27 protein-coding genes are annotated in these 23,946 nt (G+C 41.4%); all 27 read right to left on the reverse strand.

The window, feature by feature from the left end; all coding sequences use genetic code 11:
* Positions 1-8 precede the first annotated feature (8 nt).
* The 27 genes from fliP to sucD all read right to left on the reverse strand — a co-directional run bounded on the left by fliP (position 9) and on the right by sucD (position 23,937).
* On the reverse strand, positions 9-674 hold the full coding sequence (gene fliP, locus AU387_RS12280) for a flagellar type III secretion system pore protein FliP (RefSeq protein ID WP_024121406.1): 666 nt from the start codon (positions 672-674) through the stop codon (positions 9-11).
* The gene (gene fliZ / locus AU387_RS12285) at positions 667-1,326 is read right to left on the reverse strand and encodes a flagella biosynthesis regulatory protein FliZ (protein WP_044155883.1); all 660 of its coding nucleotides are present in this window, start codon (positions 1,324-1,326) and stop codon (positions 667-669) included. The genes fliP and fliZ overlap by 8 nt, the downstream gene beginning before the upstream one ends.
* Before the next feature lie 14 nt (positions 1,327-1,340).
* Positions 1,341-1,703 carry a chemotaxis protein CheY gene (cheY, locus tag AU387_RS12290; protein WP_010334256.1) on the reverse strand — a complete coding sequence of 121 codons (363 nt, stop codon included), beginning with the start codon at positions 1,701-1,703 and terminating at the stop codon, positions 1,341-1,343.
* Positions 1,704-1,730: 27 nt separating this feature from the next.
* Positions 1,731-2,867: a flagellar motor switch phosphatase FliY gene (gene fliY / locus AU387_RS12295; RefSeq protein ID WP_044155886.1), complete on the reverse strand. Its 1,137-nt coding sequence runs from the start codon at positions 2,865-2,867 to the stop codon at positions 1,731-1,733.
* The gene (fliM, locus tag AU387_RS12300; RefSeq protein ID WP_010334255.1) at positions 2,857-3,855 is read right to left on the reverse strand and encodes a flagellar motor switch protein FliM; all 999 of its coding nucleotides are present in this window, start codon (positions 3,853-3,855) and stop codon (positions 2,857-2,859) included. Before fliM ends, fliY begins: the two co-directional genes overlap by 11 nt.
* 33 nt (positions 3,856-3,888) lie before the next feature.
* Positions 3,889-4,311 carry a flagellar basal body-associated protein FliL gene (gene fliL / locus AU387_RS12305; protein WP_044155887.1) on the reverse strand — a complete coding sequence of 141 codons (423 nt, stop codon included), beginning with the start codon at positions 4,309-4,311 and terminating at the stop codon, positions 3,889-3,891.
* Positions 4,308-4,523: a swarming motility protein SwrD gene (gene swrD / locus AU387_RS12310; RefSeq protein ID WP_010334253.1), complete on the reverse strand. Its 216-nt coding sequence runs from the start codon at positions 4,521-4,523 to the stop codon at positions 4,308-4,310. The genes fliL and swrD overlap by 4 nt, the downstream gene beginning before the upstream one ends.
* Positions 4,524-4,562: 39 nt before the next feature.
* Positions 4,563-5,357, reverse strand: coding sequence for a flagellar basal body rod protein FlgG (gene flgG / locus AU387_RS12315; RefSeq protein ID WP_024121402.1), 795 nt, complete (start codon positions 5,355-5,357; stop codon positions 4,563-4,565).
* Positions 5,358-5,378: 21 nt separating this feature from the next.
* Positions 5,379-5,804 (reverse strand): flagellar hook assembly protein FlgD, encoded by a 426-nt coding sequence (gene flgD, locus AU387_RS12320; protein ID WP_024121401.1) that lies wholly within the window; start codon positions 5,802-5,804, stop codon positions 5,379-5,381.
* Positions 5,801-7,267: a flagellar hook-length control protein FliK gene (locus AU387_RS12325; RefSeq protein ID WP_059335792.1), complete on the reverse strand. Its 1,467-nt coding sequence runs from the start codon at positions 7,265-7,267 to the stop codon at positions 5,801-5,803. The genes flgD and AU387_RS12325 overlap by 4 nt, the downstream gene beginning before the upstream one ends.
* An 11-nt stretch (positions 7,268-7,278) precedes the next feature.
* Positions 7,279-7,893 (reverse strand): MotE family protein, encoded by a 615-nt coding sequence (locus tag AU387_RS12330; protein ID WP_059335793.1) that lies wholly within the window; start codon positions 7,891-7,893, stop codon positions 7,279-7,281.
* An 11-nt stretch (positions 7,894-7,904) separates the two neighbouring features.
* Positions 7,905-8,348 (reverse strand): flagellar export protein FliJ, encoded by a 444-nt coding sequence (fliJ, locus tag AU387_RS12335; RefSeq protein ID WP_010334249.1) that lies wholly within the window; start codon positions 8,346-8,348, stop codon positions 7,905-7,907.
* Positions 8,349-8,351: 3 nt separating this feature from the next.
* Positions 8,352-9,668 (reverse strand): flagellar protein export ATPase FliI, encoded by a 1,317-nt coding sequence (gene fliI, locus AU387_RS12340; RefSeq protein ID WP_044155894.1) that lies wholly within the window; start codon positions 9,666-9,668, stop codon positions 8,352-8,354.
* Entirely contained in the window at positions 9,665-10,417 is a 753-nt protein-coding gene (gene fliH / locus AU387_RS12345; protein WP_059335794.1) for a flagellar assembly protein FliH, read from the reverse strand. Before fliH ends, fliI begins: the two co-directional genes overlap by 4 nt.
* The gene (fliG, locus tag AU387_RS12350) at positions 10,410-11,426 is read right to left on the reverse strand and encodes a flagellar motor switch protein FliG (protein ID WP_003231981.1); all 1,017 of its coding nucleotides are present in this window, start codon (positions 11,424-11,426) and stop codon (positions 10,410-10,412) included. Before fliG ends, fliH begins: the two co-directional genes overlap by 8 nt.
* Positions 11,427-11,438: 12 nt before the next feature.
* A complete protein-coding gene (gene fliF, locus AU387_RS12355) occupies positions 11,439-13,049 on the reverse strand; it encodes a flagellar basal-body MS-ring/collar protein FliF (protein ID WP_059335795.1) in 1,611 nt (536 codons plus the stop codon).
* Between the two features lie 45 nt (positions 13,050-13,094).
* Positions 13,095-13,415 (reverse strand): flagellar hook-basal body complex protein FliE, encoded by a 321-nt coding sequence (fliE, locus tag AU387_RS12360; protein ID WP_024121395.1) that lies wholly within the window; start codon positions 13,413-13,415, stop codon positions 13,095-13,097.
* A 10-nt stretch (positions 13,416-13,425) separates the two neighbouring features.
* Entirely contained in the window at positions 13,426-13,878 is a 453-nt protein-coding gene (flgC, locus tag AU387_RS12365) for a flagellar basal body rod protein FlgC (protein ID WP_044155899.1), read from the reverse strand.
* Complete coding sequence (flgB, locus tag AU387_RS12370; protein ID WP_044155900.1) at positions 13,878-14,267, reverse strand: flagellar basal body rod protein FlgB; 390 nt, start codon at positions 14,265-14,267, stop codon at positions 13,878-13,880. Before flgB ends, flgC begins: the two co-directional genes overlap by 1 nt.
* Positions 14,268-14,650: 383 nt before the next feature.
* On the reverse strand, positions 14,651-15,430 hold the full coding sequence (gene codY / locus AU387_RS12375; protein ID WP_003238551.1) for a GTP-sensing pleiotropic transcriptional regulator CodY: 780 nt from the start codon (positions 15,428-15,430) through the stop codon (positions 14,651-14,653).
* Between the two features lie 38 nt (positions 15,431-15,468).
* Positions 15,469-16,842, reverse strand: a complete 1,374-nt coding sequence (gene hslU / locus AU387_RS12380) for an ATP-dependent protease ATPase subunit HslU (RefSeq protein WP_059335796.1) — start codon at positions 16,840-16,842, stop codon at positions 15,469-15,471.
* A 45-nt stretch (positions 16,843-16,887) separates the two neighbouring features.
* Positions 16,888-17,433 (reverse strand): ATP-dependent protease subunit ClpQ, encoded by a 546-nt coding sequence (gene clpQ, locus AU387_RS12385; protein ID WP_014663962.1) that lies wholly within the window; start codon positions 17,431-17,433, stop codon positions 16,888-16,890.
* A 12-nt stretch (positions 17,434-17,445) separates the two neighbouring features.
* Entirely contained in the window at positions 17,446-18,360 is a 915-nt protein-coding gene (gene xerC, locus AU387_RS12390; protein ID WP_059335797.1) for a tyrosine recombinase XerC, read from the reverse strand.
* A 67-nt stretch (positions 18,361-18,427) separates the two neighbouring features.
* Positions 18,428-19,735: an FADH(2)-oxidizing methylenetetrahydrofolate--tRNA-(uracil(54)-C(5))-methyltransferase TrmFO gene (gene trmFO / locus AU387_RS12395; protein WP_024121391.1), complete on the reverse strand. Its 1,308-nt coding sequence runs from the start codon at positions 19,733-19,735 to the stop codon at positions 18,428-18,430.
* A gap of 75 nt (positions 19,736-19,810) precedes the next feature.
* Positions 19,811-21,886 (reverse strand): type I DNA topoisomerase, encoded by a 2,076-nt coding sequence (gene topA / locus AU387_RS12400; RefSeq protein WP_059335798.1) that lies wholly within the window; start codon positions 21,884-21,886, stop codon positions 19,811-19,813.
* 188 nt (positions 21,887-22,074) lie between these two features.
* Entirely contained in the window at positions 22,075-22,974 is a 900-nt protein-coding gene (gene dprA, locus AU387_RS12405) for a DNA-processing protein DprA (protein ID WP_059335799.1), read from the reverse strand.
* A 60-nt stretch (positions 22,975-23,034) separates the two neighbouring features.
* Entirely contained in the window at positions 23,035-23,937 is a 903-nt protein-coding gene (gene sucD / locus AU387_RS12410) for a succinate--CoA ligase subunit alpha (RefSeq protein ID WP_024121388.1), read from the reverse strand.
* Between the last annotated feature and the right edge of the window lie 9 nt (positions 23,938-23,946).

The raw sequence follows: 23,946 nt of genomic DNA on the forward strand, positions 1-23,946 counted from the left end.
CACCTACCCTAAAAGCTCTGAAGCAAAGATTTCACAATTAAATACCAGCCGTCTACTAAAACAAAAAGTAAAATTTTAAAGGGCAGAGAAATCATAACTGGAGGGAGCATCATCATCCCCATTGACATCAGAACGCTCGCCACTACCATATCAATAATTAAAAAGGGAATAAAAATCATAAAGCCTATTTGAAACGCTGTTTTGAGCTCCGAAATGGCAAAAGCGGGAACCATCGTTGTAAGAGGAATATCTTTTAATGATTCGGGTTTATCCATTTTCGCGTAATTCATAAACAGTGCTAAATCCTTCTGCCTTGTGTGCTTACTCATAAATTCTTTAATCGGTTCCTCAGCTTTTGTATACGCTTCGTCCAAACTGATTTTATTGTCCATCAATGGTGTCAGCGCCTCTTTATTAATCTCTGAAAAAGTAGGAGCCATAATAAAAAATGTTAAAAATAGCGCAAGGCCGATAAGGACCTGGTTGGGCGGCATTGATTGCGTCGCCAGTGAAGTTCTGACAAACGACAGAACGATGACGATGCGGGTAAAACAAGTCATAAGAATCAATATTCCAGGCGCCACTGAAAATACAGTTAACAATAATAGTAATTTAACAGTTGAACTGACGTTACCCGGATCGCTAGAACTGAAAATATTTATAAACTCATTCATGATGACGTGGGCCTTTCTTTTTTCCTTCTGAACGGTTTTGTTTTAGCTCTTCAAGCTGCTCTTTTAATGCTTTAGAAAATGAAGGCAGCTTTTGCTGCGGCTGATTCTCAGAACCCTTTAGGGGTTTGACAAGCTTTTGCCACTCTATTTTGCTTGACATCGCCTCTTCATGCTGGCTGAGTATGACTTCGATTTCCTTTTCATCCTCAATTTCTTTAAGGAGCTGGATCGTCTCTCCTACCCCAACGACGAGAACACTGTTGCCGACTTTAATCAATTGGATAGATCGGTTTTGGCCAACCGATGTTCCGCCGATATTTTCAACATATTGAAAAGGCTTTAGCAGCCGGTTTCTTTTGTTCATAAGCTTAACAAGCCCGTAAATCAGCGCGATGACAAACAATAAAGCGAAAATCATCTTCACAAAATCAAAAGCTGAAACAGAAGGAGCAGCAGCTCCCTCCGTCTCATCAGCAGTTTGTGTCGTTTTTTCTTTCTTTTGCTCTGGCTTATCTGCGGTCTTTTCCTCTTTCTTTTGAAACCATTCGTTTACAGTTGAATCATCAGATGCCGCCGCATCAGCAGCAAGCGGATGCACACTGAATAAAATGAAAAAACATATAAAAGCAATGAAACATTGACTCTTTTTCAACAGTCGTACACCCTTTAGCTTAATGTTTTGTTGATTGCTTCAAGCACACGGTCCGCCTGGAAAGGTTTTACGATAAAATCCTTAGCACCGGCTTGAATAGCATCGATAACCATTGATTGCTGTCCCATGGCAGAACACATAATGATTTTAGCTTGAGCATCAATTTGTTTAATTTCTTTTAGTGCAGTAATACCGTCCATTTCTGGCATTGTGATATCCATTGTAACTAAGTCAGGAGAATGCTCTTTAAATTTTTCTACAGCCTGAGCGCCATTTTCGGCTTCTGCCACTACGTCAAAACCGTTTTTTACCAAAATATCTTTGATCATCATTCTCATAAATGCTGCGTCATCTACAATTAAAATTCTATGTGCCATAATTTTTTTCTCTCTCCTCGTGTTTCTTTATTTTAAATTATTAATGCGTTCTGCCTGGCTTAATATGTCAGTGACCCTTACTCCGAAGTTTTCCTCAATGACCACGACTTCGCCTTTGGCGACGATACGCTGATTCACTAAAATATCTACCGGCTCACCGGCTAATTTATCAAGCTCAATAATACTTCCGGCTGAAAGTTCTAAAATTTCTTTTACGCTTCTTTTCGTTCTGCCGAGTTCAACAGTGATCGAAAGCGGGATATCCAAAAGCATATCCAGATTGTTTATAGGAGCTTGTGTGCTCTCATTTGGATCAAATGATGAAAATTCCACTGGTGAAACTTGAACAGGCGCGGCTTTCTTCGGTTTCCCCTGCCTTTTAGCCGGCGCTTGCTGCTGCGGTTCGTTCCGCGGCTCGGGCATCACAGGCTCTTTCGGCTGTTCATATGTAACCTCAGGCTCCGGCGTTGTTTCTTCAGCTGGACTTTCCTCCGTGTTCATAAGGCTCGAGATCAAATCTTTAGCAAATGTCAGCGGATATAGCTGCATGATGTTAGAATCTATTAACTCGCCCACCTTCAAGCGGAAAGAAACTTTAACCAGCATTTCATCAGCAGGAATACGGTCTGTTCCTTTTTCTTCATTTACATCAAGCAGTTCTACACGCGGGGGTGAAATATCAATTTTTTTACTGAATACAGTAGACATTGACGTTGCTGCCGACCCCATCATTTGGTTCATCGCTTCTTGAACCGCGCTCAAATGGATCTCTCCAAGTGAAGGATCTGCACCTTTCCCGTCTCCCCCGATCATTAGGTCCGCAATAATCGCCGCGTCACTTTGTTCGACGACTAGCAGGTTGCTGCCGCTGAAACCTTCCGTATAATTCACTTCAATTGCAACATACGGTTCAGGAAACGCATCACTGATTTTGCTTCTTGGGATGACAGTTACGTTTGGAGTCGTAATATCAACTTTTTGATTTAAAAGCGTGGATAAAGCTGTCGCTGAACTGCCGAATGAAATATTTCCGATTTCACCGATCGCATCACGCTCCATGTCCGATAAGTCATGCACTTCCGTAGCCTCAGGCTCGTCAGGTGTGCTGCTCGTGCCGTTAAGAAGCGCGTCAATCTCATCTTGAGATAATCTGTTATTCTCCATCTTGTTCACCTCTTATGTCGTGGTCTAAAATTTGCACTGCCTGTTTTCGATTCACCCGGCCGGCTTGTCCTAAAAATTTCGGCTTATCTCCGACCAATACAGTAAGAGGATCTGTTACTGATTTGTCCAAAGTTATGCAGTCTCCGACTTCTAAACTTAAAAACTCTTCTATTGTCAGTTCAGATGTGCCGAGTTCGGCCACGACAGGTATTTGTGCTGTCATGATACGTTTTTCAAGCGACTTTGTTTCCTCAGGTTTCGGTTCATTTCTTTCTGATTGCATCCAATAATGGACCGAAAGCTTTGGTATGAGCGGCTCGAGGACGATATGCGGGATACAAAGATTAATGACACCGCTGATTTCGCCGATTTGGGTGTTGAGTGAAATAACAACAACCGTTTCATTAGGAGATACCATCTGAACAAATTGCGGATTCACTTCAAACTCAGTCATTTCGGGTTCAATATCAGCAATGGACTGCCAAGCTTCTTTATAATTTCCCAGTGCATTTTCAAATAAATTAGAAATAATTTTTGTTTCAATTTCTGTTAAACTATCAACCTTATTATGACTGATCCCGATGCCCCCCATCACACGATCCATCATCGTATAGGCAATTGTCGGGTTAACCTCCATCATAATTCTGCCTTCCATCGGATGGACATCGAATAAATTCAGGATCGTCATATTCGGTATGGATCGGATAAATTCCTCGTATGGAACCTGATCAACAGAGCTGACCGATATATGGATATACGTTCTGAGCTGAGCAGAAAAGTGAGTTGTAAGCAGTCTTGCAAAATTGTCATGAATTCTTGTTAAACTGCGGATTTGGTCTTTAGAAAACCGCAGCGCGCGTTTGAAATCATAAACCTTTACTTTTTTCTCTTTTTCTTCTTTTTTCAGCTCTTCAGCATCCATTTCGCCCGTTGATATTGCAGAAAGCAGTGCATCTATTTCATTTTGGGAGAGAACTTCTCCTGACATTTTCCTCACCTCCGTATTCTGTCAAATTATGCTTTATTGCAGATTAAAAGAGGTAATATACACTTTTTCTACTTTTCCTTCTTGGAGGTAGCTATTCACTTTATCTTTTAGTTCCTTCTTAAAGGTTTCTTTTCCCTTGTCTCCCTCAATCTCATCAGCATTCGTATCAGCCAGCAGTGATATAACAGCATCTTTCACTTGAAAATCACGTTTTTCAAGCTCTTCTTTTGATTTATCAGAGTCAGTTTCAAGTTTAATCGCTAAGCGAATAATGTTATCGGACTTTAAATTCGTTGTGATTTCTGCTACATCAACAGAAGATGCAACGATTTCATCAATACTTCGTTTTGCCTCATTTTTTTCGGACTTTCCGCCTAATACAAAATAAGCCGCCGCCCCGAGTGCACCAATTACGATAAGAATAATTAGTAAAATGATCAATAATTTTTTCTTCATTCCGGTTCCTCTATTCCATGGTCCATTGAAAATATTTGTATTTTTTGATAGAAAGACACGATCTTCTCCAGAACAGCTTCTTCATCTTCTTTTACTACAAACTTCTTACCGTTCGACAGTGTGATTGTAGTATCCGGAAAGCATTCAATCTGTTCAATAAATAACGCATTCAGCGTAAAGGGCTGCCCATTTAAACGGGTTACTTTAATCATAAAACAGCGGAGAAGCGATTACTCGCCTCCCCTCCCTCCTTAACGTTTAAGGTTAACCAGCTCTTGAAGGATTTCATCCGATGTTGTAATAATCTTGGAGTTTGATTGGAACCCGCGCTGAGCAACAATCATTTCAGTAAACTCGTCAGTTAAATCAACGTTAGACATTTCTATAAATCCTGACTTCAAGGCACCTGTACCGCCATCACCAGGCTGATTAGCTGCACTAGCAGTTCCAGAGTTCAAAGATTCACGATACAAGTTGCTTCCGATTTTATCTAAACCGTCACTGTTTGCAAAAGTAACAATCCCGATCTGACCGCCATCTTGTGGTTTACCGCCAGCATCAACAATTGACACTTTTCCATCGGATCCGATACTAAAACTTTGAGCATCAAGAGGAATTTTTATTGTTCCTCCCGTCATATTTAACACATGGTAGCCGTCACCAGTCACCAATGTTCCGGTATTATCTAAATAGAAGTTTCCGGCTCTTGTGTAAGCCGTTCCATCACCTGTATCGATTTGAAAATAACCGTCGCCGTCAATCGCTAAATCAAGCGTTCTTCCTGTGCTTTGTGTTGCGCTTGTTGAATGGATGGTATCAATTGTGCCAGATGATGAACCTAAACCGATCTGCTTAGAGTTTGTTCCGCCGATTGTTGCACCAGCAGCAGAACCGCCGGCAATCGTTTGACTTACCATATCTTTAAAGGTAACCCGACTCTTTTTGAATCCCACTGTATTTACGTTGGCAATGTTATTGCCGATAACATCAAGTTTTGTTTGAAAGTTTTTCATACCGCTGATTCCAGAATAAAGTGAACGTAACATAATATATTCCCCCAGATGTTTTTATTTAGAAGATTGTCCCACAGACATGACATTCGCCGGACTGATCTCAGTCCCATCATCAAGAACGAGATAATAATTTCCTTTAGAATGTTTAACAGAGCTTACTGTGCCTGTTTTATCTGTTGCACTTTTACCATCAGTCCAAGATACTTCTTTTCCCATCCAATCAACATACGTTGTAAACGGATCTTGGTTTTCAACAAATTTAGTCATCGTCGTATTCAGATTCATCATCTGTTCCAGGCTTGAAAAAGTCGCCATCTGGCTGATAAATTCTTTGTCATCAACCGGATTAAGCGGATCTTGGTTTTGGACTTGAGTCATTAATATTTTTAAAAACTCGTCTTTTCCCAGGCTGCTGTTGCTTGCAGCGGCAGTGCTGCTTGTTTTTTCAGGCAATTTATATTCTGAGCTTATTGATGTCATTCTTCTTCCTCCAATTCAACCATTGACACTTCATCAAGCAAGTCGCCAAACTCGTTTGATTGCTTTTTCTGTCTTTGTTGCTTCTGTCCCTCTTGCTGCTGTTTCTGTTCATCAGCAAGCTGGCCATATATCGGCTGGTCTCCGCTTTGAATCGGCAATGTAAAACGGTCAACTTGGACAGCCATATTCGGCAGTGATTGCTTCAGCTGAGGCAGATGTTGTTCGAGCAGCTCTTTTGCAGATTGGCTGGATGCAATGATTTTACTCTGGAACATTCCATTTTCATTTGTCAGCTTAATTGTGACAAATCCTAAATGTTCAGGGTTCAGCCGAATTGTAAAACTGCCGGTTGACCTCCCAAAGGGTGTATATTTCATCTGCTTCCATGCACTGATCACTTGATCAGCAACGGTTTTCGTTTCGGCTGCATGCAAATCAGATGAGAGCTGCAAATCGAGTGTCTGAACTCCTCCGGTGCTCCGGTAGCCTGAAAACATCATTTGAATTCCTGACTTACTATCTATAGGCTGAATACTTACAGAGGAATCTGCCGTACTTTTATTACCTGACGTCAGAGTGTCCGGTGTAAGGGCACGTTTTGCGACATCTTGTGACGATTTAGGTGATTTCGATAACAAGAAAGCTTTCAGCTGACTTTCAACTATATTCCATTCCTTCGTCCCTTTTTGAGGAAGCACTGACATCTGTTCCATTAAGCTTTGAAAACTTTTCAGCTCTGACTTTGACATCGTATAAAGCTTTGAACTTGACTCGTCTTTTGTAAATATCTGCTGTCTAAGATCCTGAATAAGCTGTTCCGATATGCCCTTTTTATCTAATGCCGAAAGAAATTCATCTCCATTTTTGTAGACAATATGAGCTTGATGATCACGGTCAGTCATTTTATTTCCTTCTAAAAGCTGACTGATAAGCATTTGGATATGAATAAGCGTTTTAACATCTTCTGCTGATGCATCATTTTCCTGAACTTCTTGCTCGCTATCAGACTTGAGTTCATCAGTAGCGGCATCACCAGCTGAATTCTTTGCAGTCAGAGCAGTTTTCTCTTCAGAAATGGTTTTGTCTGCAAGTATTTGCCCCATGTGCAGTTGATCAGTTCCGTCAGCCAATTTTAATTCAACTTCTTGCAGCAGATTCTGTAACATTTGCTGAGCGGATTCATCCAGCTGCTTTCCTGTTAGTTTACTTAACGTTTGCAGAAGATCGGCTTTTTGCTTGTCTTGGTTTTCAGGAGTTGCTTTTAGCCAATCACTGATCTTTTTACATGCATCTTTTAAAAGCTGATCGTCAGTCAGAGTCCCATTTCCTTGTGATGAAGGTTCTTTCGAGCCGGCTTCAGACATAAGCCAATTTTGAAAAACTCCCTGGCTATTTTTGATTGTTTTAGCAGCTGTCCCTGCTGTAGTTTGCAGCCGAGGTCCGGCTAATTCAAGCAGCTTCACCTTTATTCCCCCTATTCTTGGCTGGCAGCAATTTTTTCTGTATATGTTGCCGCTTGCTCAGGAGTCATTTTTGCCAAAATTTCAGCAAGCTGCTTTTTGCTCAGTCCATTCAATATTTTCAGCGCTTCTTTTTCGTTTAATTGGGCAATGATTTTAGCAGCTTTTCCGCTGTCCATGCTTTTATAAACACTGATGACTTTATCATCAGAAGCTTTATCAGAACTTGATGAACCTTCTGTGTGATCCTTCGATGTCTTTTTTTGGTCTTCCGCTGTTTTTTCAAGAGAACGAATTTTTTGATTCAGCCTGTCTATTTCAGATTTGCTTGTATCCAAATCTTTATTCAATATACTGATCTCACTTTTTTGATCCTTAATGGTTTTTTCCAAGGCCGCCGTATTACTGTTATTCTTAGCTGCTGATGATGTATCTTTTTTATCTTCGGTCTCAGGAACCAATTCTTTAAGAACTGGCGTTTTGGCTGCAGCTTCCTGTATCGGCTTTAAGACATTGACACCAGCCGCCCAGAGAACAATCCCCCCTGCTATAAGCAGAAATATCAGCGGAAGGATAATGATCAGCAAAACCGATCGGAACTTACCTGATTCTTTCTTTTTGCCGGACATTACATTCGCTCCTAATGGCCCTGAATCATAAACTGCTTGATCGAAATATCGTCCATTTCTTTCATCTCTGCAGCTTTGTCTTCAAGAGCAAACATTTTAAACTGTTTTTCACGCATCTTTTCAAACTTCTTCACTTCAATATTTTTTTCTGTTAACACTTCTTGCTTTTGGTTCATTTGATTCCTTTTCATAATGACGAGCTTTTGGTAGTGATAAATTGTGTTTTCAAGATTTGAGACAAATTGCTGATAATGCCTCATCTCTTGAACGCTCATCCCGCTTTTCAGTTTGTTTTCTTTATTTTGCTCAAGCAATTCCTTTTTGCTCATATTCTCATATAGTTTCTCCGCTACAGTTTCAAATTCAGAAACTGATTGCTGATACTCAGACAAAGACTGGTCTTTTTCGTTCTCTTTTAGTTCCAGCAGCTTTTGGAATCTAAATTGATAGGCCACGTTCTATTCCTCATTTCCTGTCAAACTAGTTAATGCAGCAATGCTTTCTTCCAATGATGCTGATTCTTCTGTTCCCTGCTTCAGAAATTGAATAAGCTGCGGATAAAATTGTATCGCCTCATCAATTTCTCTTGAGGACCCTCTTTTGTAAGCTCCTATATTAATGAGATCTTCAGAATTTTGATACGTTGATAAAAGTTCACGGAATTTATTCGCTGCGTCTAAGTGCTGTTTTGTCGAGATGTTTGACATCACCCTGCTGATGCTTTTTAACACATTGACGGCAGGAAACTGGCCTTTATTAGCAAGAGCCCTGTCTAACACAATGTGTCCGTCTAAGATTCCGCGAACAGTATCAGCAATAGGCTCATTCATGTCATCTCCGTCGACTAACACTGTATAAAACGCTGTGATTGTTCCGTGTTCATTTGCACCTGTTCTCTCTAGTAAACGAGGTAAAATAGCGAACACAGAGGGTGTATATCCTTTTGTCGTCGGGGGCTCTCCAGCGGCAAGTCCGATCTCCCTCTGAGCCATCGCCACCCTTGTGACAGAATCCATCATAAACATGACATTTTGCCCTTTATCACGAAAGTACTCAGCAATGGCTGTCGCCGTATATGCGGCTTTCAACCTCGTTAATGCAGGCTGGTCTGAGGTAGCAACAACTACAATTGACCGCTTCAGACCCTCTGCTCCCAAGTCTTTTTCAATAAACTCCCGAACCTCTCGACCGCGTTCTCCGACGAGTGCAATTACGTTCAAATCAGCTTCGGTCTGTTTAGCGATCATTCCCATTAATGTGCTTTTCCCGACGCCGCTTCCTGCGAAAATACCAATCCGCTGGCCTTTTCCGACAGTCAGCAGACTGTCAATAGACCTGACGCCAACACCCATTTTTTTCCTGATAGGCGGGCGTTTCATCGGGTTAGGAGGTGATTGCTCCGTCGATACAGGCGAAAGTCCTTTCGGCAAAAGTTTTCCGTCGAGCGGTTCGCCAAACGCATCAATGACTTGTCCGATCAGACCGGCTCCTACCTTTACACGAAGAGATTCACCGGTGGCTTCAACAATGCTCCCGGGGGCAATGCTTGCAGCCTCTAAATAGGGCATTAACAAAATATTTTCTTCCTGAAAGCCAACAACTTCAGCTTTGATGACTTTACCTGATTGACCTTTTGCATAAATCAGGCACAGGTCGCCTATTGAGCTTGCCGGCCCCTTTGATTCGATCATCAAGCCGATCACCCGTTTTACTTTTCCATAACGCTTATACGAGTCTGTCATTTCTATGCAATCTATCAGACTCTGTGTCTTCATTGATCCGCACCTGCTTCCAGTGCTGAAAGGAGCTTATGCTTCAGTTGCACCAGCTGGGTATCAATGCTTGCATCCACTCTTCCAAAAGGAGTTTCTATATAACATGATCCTTTTTCAGCTTTTTCGTCTGCGTATAAACCTAGCCGGCATTCTTTGTAAAGAAGCTGCTGGATTTCGTCTTTATGCTGAAAAACTGTTTCATAGTAATAAGGGTCCACATATATTGATATATCGTCATATTCCTTTACTTCGTTTACCACCTGTTTCACAAGCAGGATAAAGGCCTCTTTATCATCAGATTTTTGCTGCCATACTTTTTTAGCTAACGCAACGGCAAGCTCAACAATTTCTCCGGAGGCATCTTCAAGCTTATCCTCTACAGCTTTTCTGGACATCTCTGTTATGCTGTTTGCCTGATTGATCAGCTCAGCATACTGTTGTAAGGCTTCAGCTCTCCCTAATGCCACACCTTGTTCGAAACCTTCTGTTTTCGCTTCTTCAATAAGCTGCTGTTTTTCAGCCGCCCAATCATTTTTTTCCTGCTCAATTTGACGGCGGATGTCTTCCATCTGGCTGTTCGCTTGCTCGGAAATCCGATCAGCTTCTTCTTTGATCCGGGCCATTAACGCTTCCGGATTTTCTTCAGTCTGTAAAAGATGTGAATGATCGATCCGAACCTCTTGTAAAGAAAGCTTTCTTCTTTCCTGCTGTGGGGAAAAAGATGATTCTTGTTTAATGATATTAGACAATAATATCGTCTCCTCCGCCTCTTGCTATAACAATTTCACCGGCTTCTTCAAGCTTTCTGACGATGCTTACAATTCTTGATTGAGCCTCTTCTACATCCTTCAAACGTACAGGGCCCATAAATTCCATTTCTTCTTTGAATGTTTCAACCATACGCTGTGACATATTGTTGAATACAATTTCTTTGACTTCCTCGCTTGCCACCTTTAATGAAAGGAGCAGATCGTCGTTTTCAACATCGCGTATAACCCGTTGAATTGCTCGGTTATCAAGGGTAACAATATCCTCAAAGACAAACATCCGCTTCTTGATTTCTTCAGCAAGATCAGGATCCTGAATTTCCAAGGAATCCAATATCGTCTTTTCTGTTCCTCTGTCTACACCGTTTAACACTTCAACAACAGCTTCGATTCCGCCGGTTTGCGTATAATCCTGAGTAAATGCGGAGGATAATTTCTGTTCCAGAATCCGTTCTACTTCATTAATAATTTCAGGTGACGTTCTGTCCATTACAGCAATCCTTCTTGCGACTTCTGCCTGTACCTCAGGATTCAGCTCGGATAAAATTTGTCCGGCCTGCACAGGGTCAAGGTAAGATAAGATTAAAGCCATCGTTTGCGGATGCTCTTGTTGGATGAAATTTAAAATTTGTTCAGGCTCTGCTTTTCTGGCAAAGTCAAATGGTTTAACTTGCAGAGAAGAAGTCAGCCTGTTTAGTATGTTTTCAGCCTTATCTTCTCCCAGCGCCTTCTCAAGAACTTGTCTGGCATAGCTTAAACCGCCCTGAGAAATATAATCTTGCGCAATCGCTATATTATGAAATTCCTCTATAATCTCATCCTTTTTTTGATGATCGACACTTCTAACTCCTGATATTTCAAGGGTAAGCCTTTCAATTTCTTCATCGGTTAAATGCTTATATACAGAAGCTGACACATCTAAACCTAAGGAAATCATGAGAATGGCTGCTTTTTGTTTTCCTGTAAGCTTGTCTTGATCACGTCTCGCCATTTCTAATCCCTCCTAATCCTCGGCCAGCCAGCTTCTCAGCAGTTTTGCAAAGTCTTCAGGCTTATCTTTCGCCATCTTTTCAAGCTGTTTTCGTCTGACTGTTTCCTCTGTTTCATTTTCCTCTTCATTAATATCAGGCAAATTGATAGGCTCCTGAGGCACTTCGTACGTGTATTCCTCAAATTCATCCTCTTGAGCGCGTTTCTTTCTGATAAACATAATGATCAGAATGATGATAACTGCGATCAATACGCCCCCTACGATATATACCCACATTGGGATACCAGAGGATTTTTCCGTATCAGTATCTAGACTTACTTTTCCGTCAAAAGGCTGAACGGAGACAACAATTTTATTATTGATATCTTCATCAGAAAGGTTCTGGTTCTGTGTTTCATCCTTATCCAATGATGTTCTGACAACAGTTGAAAGGATTTTTTGTATATCATCCTGTCTTTCAGTTGATAGCGACGCTGTGTTTTTGGCATCAGGCGGCTCTACCATTACTTGAATCCCTAAATCCCTTACCTTATAAGGGCTTTCAGCTATTTCTTTATGGATTCGGTTAACCTCGTAATTGATTTTATTACTGCTTTTTTCGTAGTTCCCACTTTCGGTATTTTCACCGTCAGCCTGATAGTTTGTTACATCTTCATCACCGGTTCCGGCAGTTCCGCCATTAGCTGCGCCGTCTCCCTGATATGTTTCCGATACTTTTTCAGCACTGACCGCTATGCCTTCCATGTTTTCTTTGTCAACAGGCTCGACGATGTCTTCTGTGCGATTTTCTTTTGTAAAGTCAATATCAGCCGTGACAGAAACAACAACTTTGTCCTGCCCCATCATCGTTCCGAGCAATGACTGAACATGTTTTTGAATGTCTTTTTCAACTTGGGATTTAACTCCCTGCTGCGAAGAATAACTATCAGCGTAGGATCCTGAACCGCTGTCTGTTTTGTCATAGTATGTAGAGTTCTGGTCCATGATGACGATGTTATCTTCTTTTAAGTTCGGCACACTTTTCGATACCAGATGATATAATCCGTTGATCTGGCTTTGGTCCAGAGTGTAGCCAGGCTGAGTCTGCAGGACGATTGAAGCAGATGCTGCTGATTGCTCTTCACCGACAAAGACAGCGTCTTTCGGAAGGTTAATCATTACTTTTGAATTTTTGATACCGTCCATTTCATTAATCAGATTGGATAGTTCCGTTTGTGTGGCTTTGACTTTCACCATATCAAATTCATTATCTGTTAAACCAAAGCCGGCGTTCTGTCCAAAAAATGAGTAATCAATTGATCCGGTTTTAGGAAGCCCTTCTGCCGCCAGCTGAACTTTCAGTGAATCAACCTGATCTTCCGGAACCTTAATGACCGTACCGCCATTTGAAAGTTCGCTAGGCACTTTTTTTGCATCCAATTCCTCTTTGATCTGTCCGGCTTCTTCAGCTGACAAATCTTTGTACAGCGGCGCCATTTTCTGATTAGAAGAAAAAATACTGATAATAATGGCAAGAATGATAATTGCCGCTAAAGCACTAATCATTAAAACCTTTTGTAATTTAGATCTATTTTTCCAAAACTCACTTGTTTTGTTTTTCATTTGCATTAGAGTACGATTCATGTTAACCCCCGGTCATTCCACTCTTTCTCTTTCTCGTCAGACCCCCTACATTTGCATTCTCATAATCTCCTGGTATGCTTCCACAGCTTTGTTGCGGAACTCAGTTGCAGCAGTCAGAGAGATGCTTGCTTTTTGAGCGGCGATCATGACCTCATCAAGATTCACATCTTTTCCTGCAGCCAAGGCATTAGTCATATTGTCAGAAGCTACTTGGGACTCATTTAACGAACTTATAGAGTTTTTTAAAAGCTCCGAAAAGCTTGTTTGATTTGAAGAGTCTGTTTTTTGGCTATTGTTTAATTGATTTGTTGCATTTTGAGTGTTTTGAGTATTTTGAACCTGAAAAGGAGAAATTGCATTGATCACATTCATCACCTTACTTTCCGATTTCTAGAGCCTTCATCAGCATTCCCTTTGAGGCATTCATTGCTGTGACATTGGCCTCATATGATCTCGTACTGCTGACAAGATCAACCATTTCTTTTAATGGATCAACATTTGGCTTTTGAACATATCCTTCAGCGTTTGCATCAGGGTCAGTCGGATCATAGACCAGATTAAAATCAGAGTTATCTTCAGTGATTTTTGTAACCTTTACCCCATTTCCGACATTGCCGCTTCCGCTCATTTTAGAATTCAAAATCGATGAGAACGATTCACCTTTTGACTGAAGCGAAACCATTTTCCTTCTGTAAGGCACCCACTCACCGTTTACCTGCTTGGCTCTTGTCGTATCCATATTCGCCAAGTTAGACGATACAACATCCATTCTGAGGCGCTGAGCTGTTAAAGCTGATGCTGAAACATTTAAGCTTTGAAAAGCTGTCATTATTTTCCTCCTGTTAGCACGGTCTTCAGAGAATTGAATTTGCCGTTCATTCTTTCAACTAAAGCTTGATAGTTAATCTGATTTTCAGCTAGTTCTGTCATCTCTTTGTCAACGTCAACGTTATTTCCGTTTTGCTGATAAGATGTATCTCCGCTCGTTACAATTGAATAATTTGAATCAGCATCAGAAAAATCAACATGCCGATAGTCTGTTTTTATAGATTCGAGACGAGAGGATTCTTGATTCAATAAATTTTGGAAAGAGACTTTTTTCGCCTTATAGTTCGGTGTATCTATATTAGCAATATTATTAGTTATGACTTTTTGCTTAATATTCGCTCTGCCCAAGGCATTTTCAAGATTTTGTATCGTTCCAGAAAATAAGCTCAAATCCACTTACCTCCATTTCAGTTTTTTTCACCCTCAATATCCTTGTCGAGATTTGTAAAACCATATGCTTATTGTAAGAAATAACAGGCATAAAGTCTATGAAGTTCGTGTAAAAAAAATGTCCTCATATATATCTATTTTATAACTAGGTACATAGTCCTAGATTATTTGAACTACATTTTTTACATTTATATAAGGCTGAAAATAGCTTAATTTCTGTATTTTCCCCATTTATTTCGTCATTTTTCTGTTTTTATGAAGAAAATAATAAACTTTATTAAAATTATTATAAAGAAAGACTTTTCACCCAGGAAATAAAGCTTATTGATTTCCTTTATTTGAATGAAAAGAAGAACCCCTTAAAAAAGGGGTTCTTCTTTTCATTAATGGGATTTCAGGTTTTCTAATTCAATCAGGAATTTGTTGTTCAGCACTTTGATATAAGTACCCTTCATTCCTAATGACCTTGACTCAATTACACCGGCGCTTTCAAGCTTTCTGAGTGCGTTAACAATAACTGAGCGGGTAATGCCGACACGGTCTGCAATCTTACTTGCAACAAGGAGACCTTCGTTTCCGTCAAGCTCTTCAAAAATGTGTTCAATTGCTTCAAGCTCACTATAAGAAAGAGAGCTGATTGCCATTTGTACGACAGCTTTGCTTCTTGCTTCTTCTTCAATTTCTTCTGCTTTTTCTCTCAGAATTTCCATTCCGACAACTGTAGCGCCGTATTCAGCAAGAATTAAATCATCATCATGAAATTGATCCTGTAAACGTGAAAGAATGAGTGTACCTAATCTTTCTCCGCCTCCGATGATCGGCACAATTGTTGTTAAACCAGCTTGGAACAAGTCTCTGTTTTCAACAGGGAAAGCAGTGTACTCACTATTGATGTCCAGGTTAGAAGATGTTTCAGGGACGTTGAACAGATTCTTCGTATATTCCTCTGGGAATTGGCGATCCTCAAGCATTTTTTTCATACGGTCATTTTCAATTTGCTGGTTGATAGAGTAGCCGAGAAGTTTTCCTCTGCGGCTTACAACGAAAATATTGGAATCAATTACATCCCGAAGCGTTTCCGCCATTTCTTTAAAGTTAACCGGTTTCCCTGCCGCAGCTTGCAGCATGGAGTTAATAATTCTTGTTTTTTGTAATAAAGCCATGATAAATGATCCTCCTAAACATTCCTCTTATTAAATTTTCACAATATAAATTGACTTAAATCTTTGTTTTTAGCTATTGTTCCGAGTTTTTCTTCCACATACTGCGGTGTAATCGTTATTTTCTCCATTGTTACATCCGGAGCTTCAAAAGAGAGATCTTCTAACAGACGTTCGAGTATTGTATGAAGGCGTCTCGCACCGATATTATCTGTTTCCTGGTTCACATGATAGGCGACTTCAGCAATCTTATGAATAGCTTCGTCAGAAAATTCAAGAGATATACCCTCTGTCTGCAATAATGCCTGATATTGTTTCAAGAGCGCGTTATCGGGTTCAACCAAAATTCTCACGAAATCGTCAACCGTCAGTTTGCTCAGTTCTACACGAATTGGAAAACGCCCTTGCAGTTCAGGAATCAGATCAGACGGTTTGGCCATATGAAATGCTCCCGCTGCAATAAACAATACATGGTCTGTTTTAACTGAACCGTATTTAGTGACAACGGTAGAACCCTCAACGATTGGGAGAATATCACGCTGAACACCTTCTCTTGATACATCAGCTGAAGATGACGCGCCACCGTTTTTTGCAATTTTATCAATCTCGTCGATAAAGATAATTCCGCTCTCTTCTGCCCGATGGACAGCTTCCTGGCTGACTTCATCCATATCGATGAGTTTGCTTGCCTCTTCATTCGTCAGGACTTTTCTGGCTTCTCTGACTGTCATTTTACGGCGTTTCTTTTTCTTTGGCATCAATCCGCTCAGTGCATCCTGCATATTCATGCCCATCTGCTCCATACCCGAGCCCTGCAGCATGTCAAACATAGAAGGCTGCTGCTCTTCAACTTCTACAGTAACATAGTGGTCTTCGAGCTCTCCTAATGCCAGCTGATGAGCCATGCGTTTTCTTTTTTCTTCAATGTTTGCTTCTTCCTGGCTTTCCGTTTCGTCCTCGCCGTTTGGCTGGCTGCCGCCGAAAAACATTTCAAACGGGTTTTTAACGCCTGATTGTTTTTTCTTCCCTGGAACTAACAGGCGAACAATGCGTTTATTTGCATTTTCTTCTGCCTGTTCCTTCACTTCGTTGATTTTTTCTTCCTTTATAAGACGAACAGAAGTTTCCACAAGGTCTCTGACCATTGATTCAACGTCTCTGCCTACATAGCCGACTTCTGTAAATTTTGTTGCTTCAATTTTGATAAATGGCGCACCTGAAAGCTTAGCGATTCGTCTGGCAATTTCAGTTTTCCCTACCCCGGTAGGCCCCATCATTAAAATGTTTTTCGGAACGACCTCGTCTTTCAGCTTTTCATCCAGGAGACTTCTTCTATAGCGGTTTCTTAATGCCACGGCGACAGCTTTTTTCGCGTTTTGCTGACCGACGATGTATTGGTCTAACCGATCTACAATCTGTCTTGGTGTTAACGGTTTTTTCCCATGCGCCTCAAGTCCTTTCTATTCAAGCTCTTCCAGTATGATTTGATCGTTCGTGTATACACAAATTTCGCCCGCTGTTTCCAGCGCAGCTCTAGCAATCTCACTTGCAGTCATGCTCTCCCCGGCATGCTTTTTCAGCGCTCTTCCGGCTGCCAAAGCGTAGTTGCCGCCTGATCCAATTGCCAGAATGCCGTCATCCGGCTCGATAACCTCACCAGTTCCCGATACGAGAAGCAAGGTATCTTGATTCATAACGATCAGCATGGCTTCAAGCTTTCTAAGTACTTTGTCGCTTCGCCATTCCTTTGCAAGCTCAACAGCAGCCCGTTTTAAGTTGCCATTATATTCTTCAAGTTTCGCTTCGAACTTTTCGAATAGAGTGAAAGCGTCTGCAACAGATCCCGCAAATCCTGCGAGAACCTTGCCGTTAAACAGTTTTCTTACTTTTCTCGCAGTATGTTTCATTACAACAGCCTGACCAAATGTAACTTGACCGTCTCCGGACATTGCGCTTCGTCCCTTATGCTGTACTGCAAAGATTGTGGTCGCATGAAAAGATGACATAAAGGGCCTCCTTTAATTTTTCTTAAAAGCTCTTGGATGGTGAGACATATATGTGTTTCTCAACATTTCCTTCGAAACGTGCGTGTATATCTGTGTCGAAGACAGATTGGAATGCCCGAGCAGTTCTTGAACGCTCCTCAAATCTGCTCCTTCGTTTAATAGATGAGTGGCGAACGTATGTCGAAGCATATGCGGATGGATATGTAAAGTGCCGGACGCTTTTTTGACAAGCCCGTTTAAAATGTGTCTAATGCCTCGGGCTGTAAGCGGTCCGCCTCTTTGATTCACGAATAATAGATCATGAGGTTCTTTTGCTTTTTTCAGCAAGCACTGTCTTCCGCTATTCATATATAACTTCAACGCTTCGCGGGCGTAAGACCCAAAAGGGATATAACGCTGCTTCTTGCCTTTCCCGTGAACAAGCACTGTATCCATAAATAAATCAAGATCATGAACACTTATGGAAGAGCATTCACTGACCCTCATTCCGGTGGCATAGAGAAGCTCTAATAGCGCTTGATCCCTCATGCCGGTCGGCTGGCTTATATCTGAAACTTCAAACAGTTCCTCAAGCTCTTTTTGATATAGAAACTTCGGTATCCGTTTCTCTTGTTTCGGCAGATGAACAAGCTGGAACGGATTATCATCAACAAGCTTTTCTCGCATCAGAAATTTGTAAAAACTTCTCAATGCAGAAATTTTTTTGCTGATTGTTCTTCTCGATAAACCCTTTTCATAGGCTTCCGTCAAAAAAATTCTAGTATCTTGATATGCAACTTCTTCAAATCCATTTATACCTTGAACGCGCAGGAAAGTCTCGAATTCTTCAATTGAATCCACATAATTCACAATAGTATATTGTGAATAATTTTTTTCAATTTGTAAATATTCAACGAATAACTTTACGAAATTCTTAACATTCTCCATGCCAAATACCTCCCCAGGAAGGGCTTTTAAATGGTATCACAAATCGCGATCAAGTTGCAATCAATACCTATATTGTTTTCGAAATTGTTTGAATTGTCTCGATCGCCCGATTTGCGTACTGTTCATTACGCTCTTTTTTATTTTTAATTTTAACAGGCAAATCTTTCAAAAGCCCAAAGTTTGCATTCATCGGCTGGAAGTTCTTCTGGTTTGTTGTTGTAATATAGTGAGCCATACTGCCTATTGCTGTTTCCTGAGGAAAAGTGACAAGCTCTTCTCCTAAAACGAGTTTAGCCGCATTAATACCTGCTACAAGTCCAGAAGCAGCCGATTCCACATATCCTTCTACTCCCGTCATTTGTCCTGCGAAGAACAAATCGTTCCGTTTTTTAAATTGGTAAGTCGGCTTTAACAAGCTTGGAGAATTAATGAATGTATTTCTGTGCATAACACCGTATCTGACGATTTCCACATTTTCAAGTCCGGGAATCAATTTGAGGACTTCCTTCTGGTCTCCCCATTTTAAATGAGTTTGGAATCCTACAATATTATAGAGAGTTCCCGCCGCATCATCCTGTCTGAGCTGAACGACTGCATATGGACGTTTTCCGGTAACAGGATGCTCTAATCCCACTGGCTTCATCGGTCCGAAAAGCATTGTTTTCTTTCCTCGTTTTGCCATTACTTCAATCGGCATGCAGCCTTCAAAGAAAATCTCTTTTTCAAACTCTTTTAACGGCACAGTTTCCGCTGATGTCAAAGCTTCATGAAAACGGTCAAACTCTTCTTCTGTCATCGGGCAGTTTAGATAAGCCGCTTCTCCCTTGTCATAACGGGATTTCAAATACACTTTATCCATGTCAAGGCTGTCTTTCTCTACGATAGGCGCCGCTGCATCATAGAAGTATAAATAGTCCTCTCCAGTAAGCTCTTTTAACTGTGCAGACAATGATTCTGAAGTTAACGGACCAGTTGCGATAATCGTTGGTCCTTCAGGTATTTCTGTTACTTCTTCATTAACGACGGTAACGTTGGGATGGTTTTTCACCCGGTTTGTCACACTTGCTGCAAATTCATGCCGGTCTACCGCGAGTGCGCCGCCGGCAGGCACTGAGCATTCGTCAGCCGCAGCAATAATTGCTGAATCAAGTGCACGCATTTCTTCTTTTAGTACACCTACAGCGTTAGCAAGTGTATTGGAGCGTAAAGAGTTGCTGCATACCAGTTCTGCAAATTTATCAGTATGATGGGCAGGTGTCTGTTTGACTGGGCGCATTTCATATAATCTGACTTGAATCCCCCGTTTGGCAAGCTGCCACGCCGCTTCACTGCCTGCGAGTCCGGCTCCGATTACATTCACTGTTTGTTGGTTCATCTTTCACATCTCCTAGTTTATTATTCATTGTCTTCTTTTAACACACAAAGAAGGTGAGCAAGACCCTGCTCACCGCTACTTCTGTGGTTCTTCCTTATAATCGCATTCCACGCATTGGACTTGTATGCCTTTTTTGAGCTTTTTCTCAACAAGCATTTTTCCGCATTTTGGACATTTTCGTTCAATTGGTTTGTCCCAGGAAACGAATTCACAGTCCGGATAACGGTCACAGCCGTAAAAAACCCGTTTCTTTTTCGATTTTCGCTCAACAATATTTCCTTCTCCGCAGCTCGGACACTTCACACCGATTTGTTTGACAATCGGCTTTGTATTCCGGCAATCGGGGAAATTGGAGCAAGCTAAGAATTTACCGTATCGGCCCATTTTATACACCATAGGAGAACTGCATAATTCACAATCTTCTCCGGCATATTCTGGTTCAATTTCAACTTCCTTCATTTCTGATTCGGCTTTTTTCACGCGCTTTTCAAAATCGGTATAGAAGTTATCAATAATCTGTACCCATTCTATATTGCCTTCCTCAACATTATCAAGGTCTTTTTCCATTTTTGCCGTAAACTCAACGTTTATGATTTCAGGGAAAAATTCCATGATCAGCTCAAGCACGATCTGCCCTAATTCTGTGGGAACAAACCGTTTATTATCCAAACCAACGTACCCGCGCCGCTGAATCGTATCAAGCGTCGGAGCATAAGTGGAAGGACGGCCGATCCCGAGTTCTTCAAGCGTTTTAACCAAACGGGCCTCAGTATAGCGCGGAGGCGGCTGGGTAAAATGCTGTTCCGGTTCTATGTCCTTAGATAAAACAGTGTCTCCCTCTTGCAAGTCAGGCAGCATCCGGTCTTTTTCTTCCAATTGATCGTCTTTGCCTTCAACATACACTTTCATAAACCCGGAAAACTTGACTTTACTTCCGTTTGCACGAAAAGTCAAACCGTTGTTTGTCAAATCAACACTCATTGTATCTAAAACAGCAGATGCCATTTGGCTGGCAACAAAGCGCTCCCAAATTAATCTATACAGTCTCAGCTGATCTCTGCCAAGGACTGCTTTTAATTCGCTTGGTTTTCTGAGAACCGACGTCGGACGGATCGCTTCGTGGGCATCCTGAGCATTTTCATTCTTTTTAGCGGGCTTTCTTTTGCCGCCTAAGTACTCTTTTCCGTACGTTTGATCAATAAACGCTGCCGCTTCATCAACTGCTGTATTGGAAATACGTGTTGAATCCGTTCTCATATACGTGATCAGACCGACAGTTCCTTCTTTTCCAAGATCAATTCCTTCATATAATTGCTGCGCAATCATCATCGTTTTCTTCGCCCTGAAATTGAGCTTACGCGCTGCTTCCTGCTGAAGGGTGGAAGTTGTAAATGGCAAGGCCGGATTACGTTTACGTTCCTTTTTAGTTACTTTTTCAACTGTATACTTATTGCCTTTGAGCTGAGAAAGTATGTCTTTTACATCCGCTTCACTCTTTAAAGGAAGTTTTTTGCCGTTTTTACCGAAAAAGCCCGCTTCAAACGTCTCCTGTCCTTTTAAGAACGTGCCGTCTATTGTCCAATATTCCTCTGGCTTAAAGTCGTTAATTTCCTTTTCACGATCAATAATTAACCGGAGGGCAACAGATTGAACACGGCCAGCGCTGAGTCCTTTTTTGACTTTTTTCCAAAGAATCGGGCTGATTTTATATCCGACGAGCCTGTCTAATATACGTCTCGCCTGCTGTGCATCCACCAAATCCATATTGATCATGCGGGGATGCTTAAATGATTCTTTAATTGCATCTTTCGTAATTTCGTTAAACACAACACGGCAGTCTGAATGAAGATCCAGATCAAGGCTGTGGGCCAAGTGCCATGCAATCGCTTCCCCTTCTCTGTCGGGGTCGGCTGCGAGATAAACTTTTTTAGCTTTTTTGGCAGCCGTTTTCAGCTCTTTTAGTACCGGACCTTTACCTCGAATGGTTATATATTTCGGTTCGAAATTTTGTTCTATGTCAACTCCCATTTGACTTTTTGGAAGATCCCGGACATGTCCCATTGATGCTTTCACTTTATATTTTTTACCTAAGTAACGTTCAATCGTTTTCGCCTTAGCGGGCGATTCCACGATGACTAGATAATCAGACATTTTCATCCCCCTCAAGAGGTGTTCTCTCTCTTCAAGTATTTCAAATTTTATTTTATATTTGCAGCTGTCTTTATTTGGCTTTCAACATTTCATTCTTTATGATGAACGATTATTTAAATAGAAAACAATATGCAACTTTAAATCCTCACTATTATTAAATATTACAATGCTGTTTGTCAAACGATAATTCAAAAGGGTTCCGTATATTGAACGTTTTTCTCAGGAAGCTCTGCATAAATATCCTCTGCTGACCATATGGCTTTAGCCCCCTCTTGAATCAATTTTATAGGACCTCCGGCGTAAGGATCAAATACAGAACCGGGTACGGCAAATACTTCTCTCCCTTGTTCCAGCGCTTGGTATGCGGTAATCAAAGAACCGCTTTTTTCTTTGCCCTGCACAACAATAATGCCCTCACTTAACCCGCTGATGATACGGTTTCTCATAGGGAAATGCCATTTTTGGGGTTTGGTTTCAGGTGGATGCTCTGACAGAAGAAGATGGTGTTTAGCCATGTGTTCTGCTAATTGAAGATTTTCTCGAGGATAAATGTTCTGAAATCCGCCTGCGATGACTCCGATTGTCCGCCCCTTCGCCTTAATACTTGCAGCATGGGACAATCCGTCAATCCCAGACGCCAGCCCGCTGACAATCACCCACTTTTTATGGCAAAGCTCTATTGTAAGATGATTGACAACCCGAATTCCATAAGCTGTCGGATGTCTCGTACCTACAATTCCTATTTTTCTCCCTTGAGAAAGAAGAGATATATCACCTTTTGCAAACAGCACGGGAGGCGGATCATAAATGGTTTTCAGCCAGAATGGATATTGATCTGAGGATATTGGGATGACATTAATGCCTTGCTGATGATATACAGAGAGTAAATGCTGAAGTTTTGGATATTGTTCTTCTATTTTATTTTTTAGAGCCGCAGCCCTTACTTTGCCGCGTGAAGCTGTTTCTAATGCACATGAAGGATTTGTCAGTGACATTGACGGATCAGCTTTCCACCATTTTAATAGAAGAGACGGGGGTAGTAATTGGTTGATTCTGCAAGTGATTAAACAGGCAGCGGCCTGATCCAATATGAGAACCTCCTTTTAACAGCAAAAGCAGGAACAGCCAAGATGGCTGTCCCTTCTCTATTAATGAGTTTTGCACGTTTCAAATAAATTCTTTTCTTTCAACACTTTAATTAATGTTTCTCCCATGACAGAAGGTGTCTCTGCAACTTCGATTCCGCATTCATTAAGTGTTTTGATTTTTTCATCAGCCGTGCCTTTTCCGCCGGAAATGATGGCGCCTGCATGTCCCATTCGTTTCCCTGGAGGTGCTGTTTTACCGCCAATGAATCCGACTACCGGTTTTGTCATGTTGGCTTTTACCCACTCAGCAGCTTCCTCTTCAGCTGTACCGCCGATTTCGCCGATCATGATGACAGCGTGTGTTTCAGGATCTTCGTTAAACGCTTTTAAAACGTCAATGAAGTTGGTTCCATTTACAGGATCGCCGCCGATTCCAACGGCTGTAGACTGTCCTACACCCGCTTCTGACAGCTGATGCACTGCTTCGTATGTTAATGTTCCTGAACGCGATACAACGCCTACATGACCCTTTTTATGGATATATCCGGGCATAATGCCGATTTTACATTCATCAGGCGTAATGACGCCAGGACAGTTCGGTCCTATTAATCTCGTTTTCTTGCCTTCCATGAAGCGTTTCACTTTTACCATATCTAAAACCGGGATATGCTCTGTGATGCAAATGACCAGATCAAGCTCCGCATCTACCGCTTCCATAATTGCATCAGCTGCAAACGGTGCCGGAACATAGATAACAGACGCATTTGCGCCAGTCGTATGAACTGCATCAGCCACTGTATTAAATACAGGTACCCCTTCCACTTCTGTTCCGCCTTTTCCAGGTGTCACACCGCCCACGATATTTGTGCCGTATTCAAGCATCTGCTTCGTATGGAATAAAGCGGTAGAACCTGTAATCCCTTGTACAATAACTCTTGTATCTTTATTGATAAAAACACTCATTATTTGGTC

The sequence above is a fragment of the Bacillus halotolerans genome (genome assembly GCF_001517105.1).
GTDB lineage: Bacteria > Bacillota > Bacilli > Bacillales > Bacillaceae > Bacillus > Bacillus halotolerans.

Coding starts and splice junctions, on each gene's coding strand:
- clpQ (WP_014663962.1), bottom strand. CDS start 17,433: ATGTCATCTTTTCATGCGACCACAATCTTTGCAGTACAGCATAAGGGA.
- fliL (WP_044155887.1), bottom strand. CDS start 4,311: ATGAAGAAAAAATTATTGATCATTTTACTAATTATTCTTATCGTAATT.
- fliG (WP_003231981.1), bottom strand. CDS start 11,426: ATGGCGAGACGTGATCAAGACAAGCTTACAGGAAAACAAAAAGCAGCC.
- AU387_RS12330 (WP_059335793.1), bottom strand. CDS start 7,893: ATGTCCGGCAAAAAGAAAGAATCAGGTAAGTTCCGATCGGTTTTGCTG.
- codY (WP_003238551.1), bottom strand. CDS start 15,430: ATGGCTTTATTACAAAAAACAAGAATTATTAACTCCATGCTGCAAGCT.
- cheY (WP_010334256.1), bottom strand. CDS start 1,703: ATGGCACATAGAATTTTAATTGTAGATGACGCAGCATTTATGAGAATG.
- swrD (WP_010334253.1), bottom strand. CDS start 4,523: ATGATTAAAGTAACCCGTTTAAATGGGCAGCCCTTTACGCTGAATGCG.
- topA (WP_059335798.1), bottom strand. CDS start 21,886: ATGTCTGATTATCTAGTCATCGTGGAATCGCCCGCTAAGGCGAAAACG.
- fliM (WP_010334255.1), bottom strand. CDS start 3,855: ATGTCAGGAGAAGTTCTCTCCCAAAATGAAATAGATGCACTGCTTTCT.
- flgD (WP_024121401.1), bottom strand. CDS start 5,804: ATGACATCAATAAGCTCAGAATATAAATTGCCTGAAAAAACAAGCAGC.
- flgC (WP_044155899.1), bottom strand. CDS start 13,878: ATGACAGCTTTTCAAAGCTTAAATGTTTCAGCATCAGCTTTAACAGCT.
- xerC (WP_059335797.1), bottom strand. CDS start 18,360: ATGGAGAATGTTAAGAATTTCGTAAAGTTATTCGTTGAATATTTACAA.
- fliY (WP_044155886.1), bottom strand. CDS start 2,867: ATGGAGAATAACAGATTATCTCAAGATGAGATTGACGCGCTTCTTAAC.
- fliI (WP_044155894.1), bottom strand. CDS start 9,668: ATGAAGACACAGAGTCTGATAGATTGCATAGAAATGACAGACTCGTAT.
- trmFO (WP_024121391.1), bottom strand. CDS start 19,735: ATGAACCAACAAACAGTGAATGTAATCGGAGCCGGACTCGCAGGCAGT.
- sucD (WP_024121388.1), bottom strand. CDS start 23,937: ATGAGTGTTTTTATCAATAAAGATACAAGAGTTATTGTACAAGGGATT.
- fliF (WP_059335795.1), bottom strand. CDS start 13,049: ATGAATCGTACTCTAATGCAAATGAAAAACAAAACAAGTGAGTTTTGG.
- fliP (WP_024121406.1), bottom strand. CDS start 674: ATGAATGAGTTTATAAATATTTTCAGTTCTAGCGATCCGGGTAACGTC.
- flgG (WP_024121402.1), bottom strand. CDS start 5,357: ATGTTACGTTCACTTTATTCTGGAATCAGCGGTATGAAAAACTTTCAA.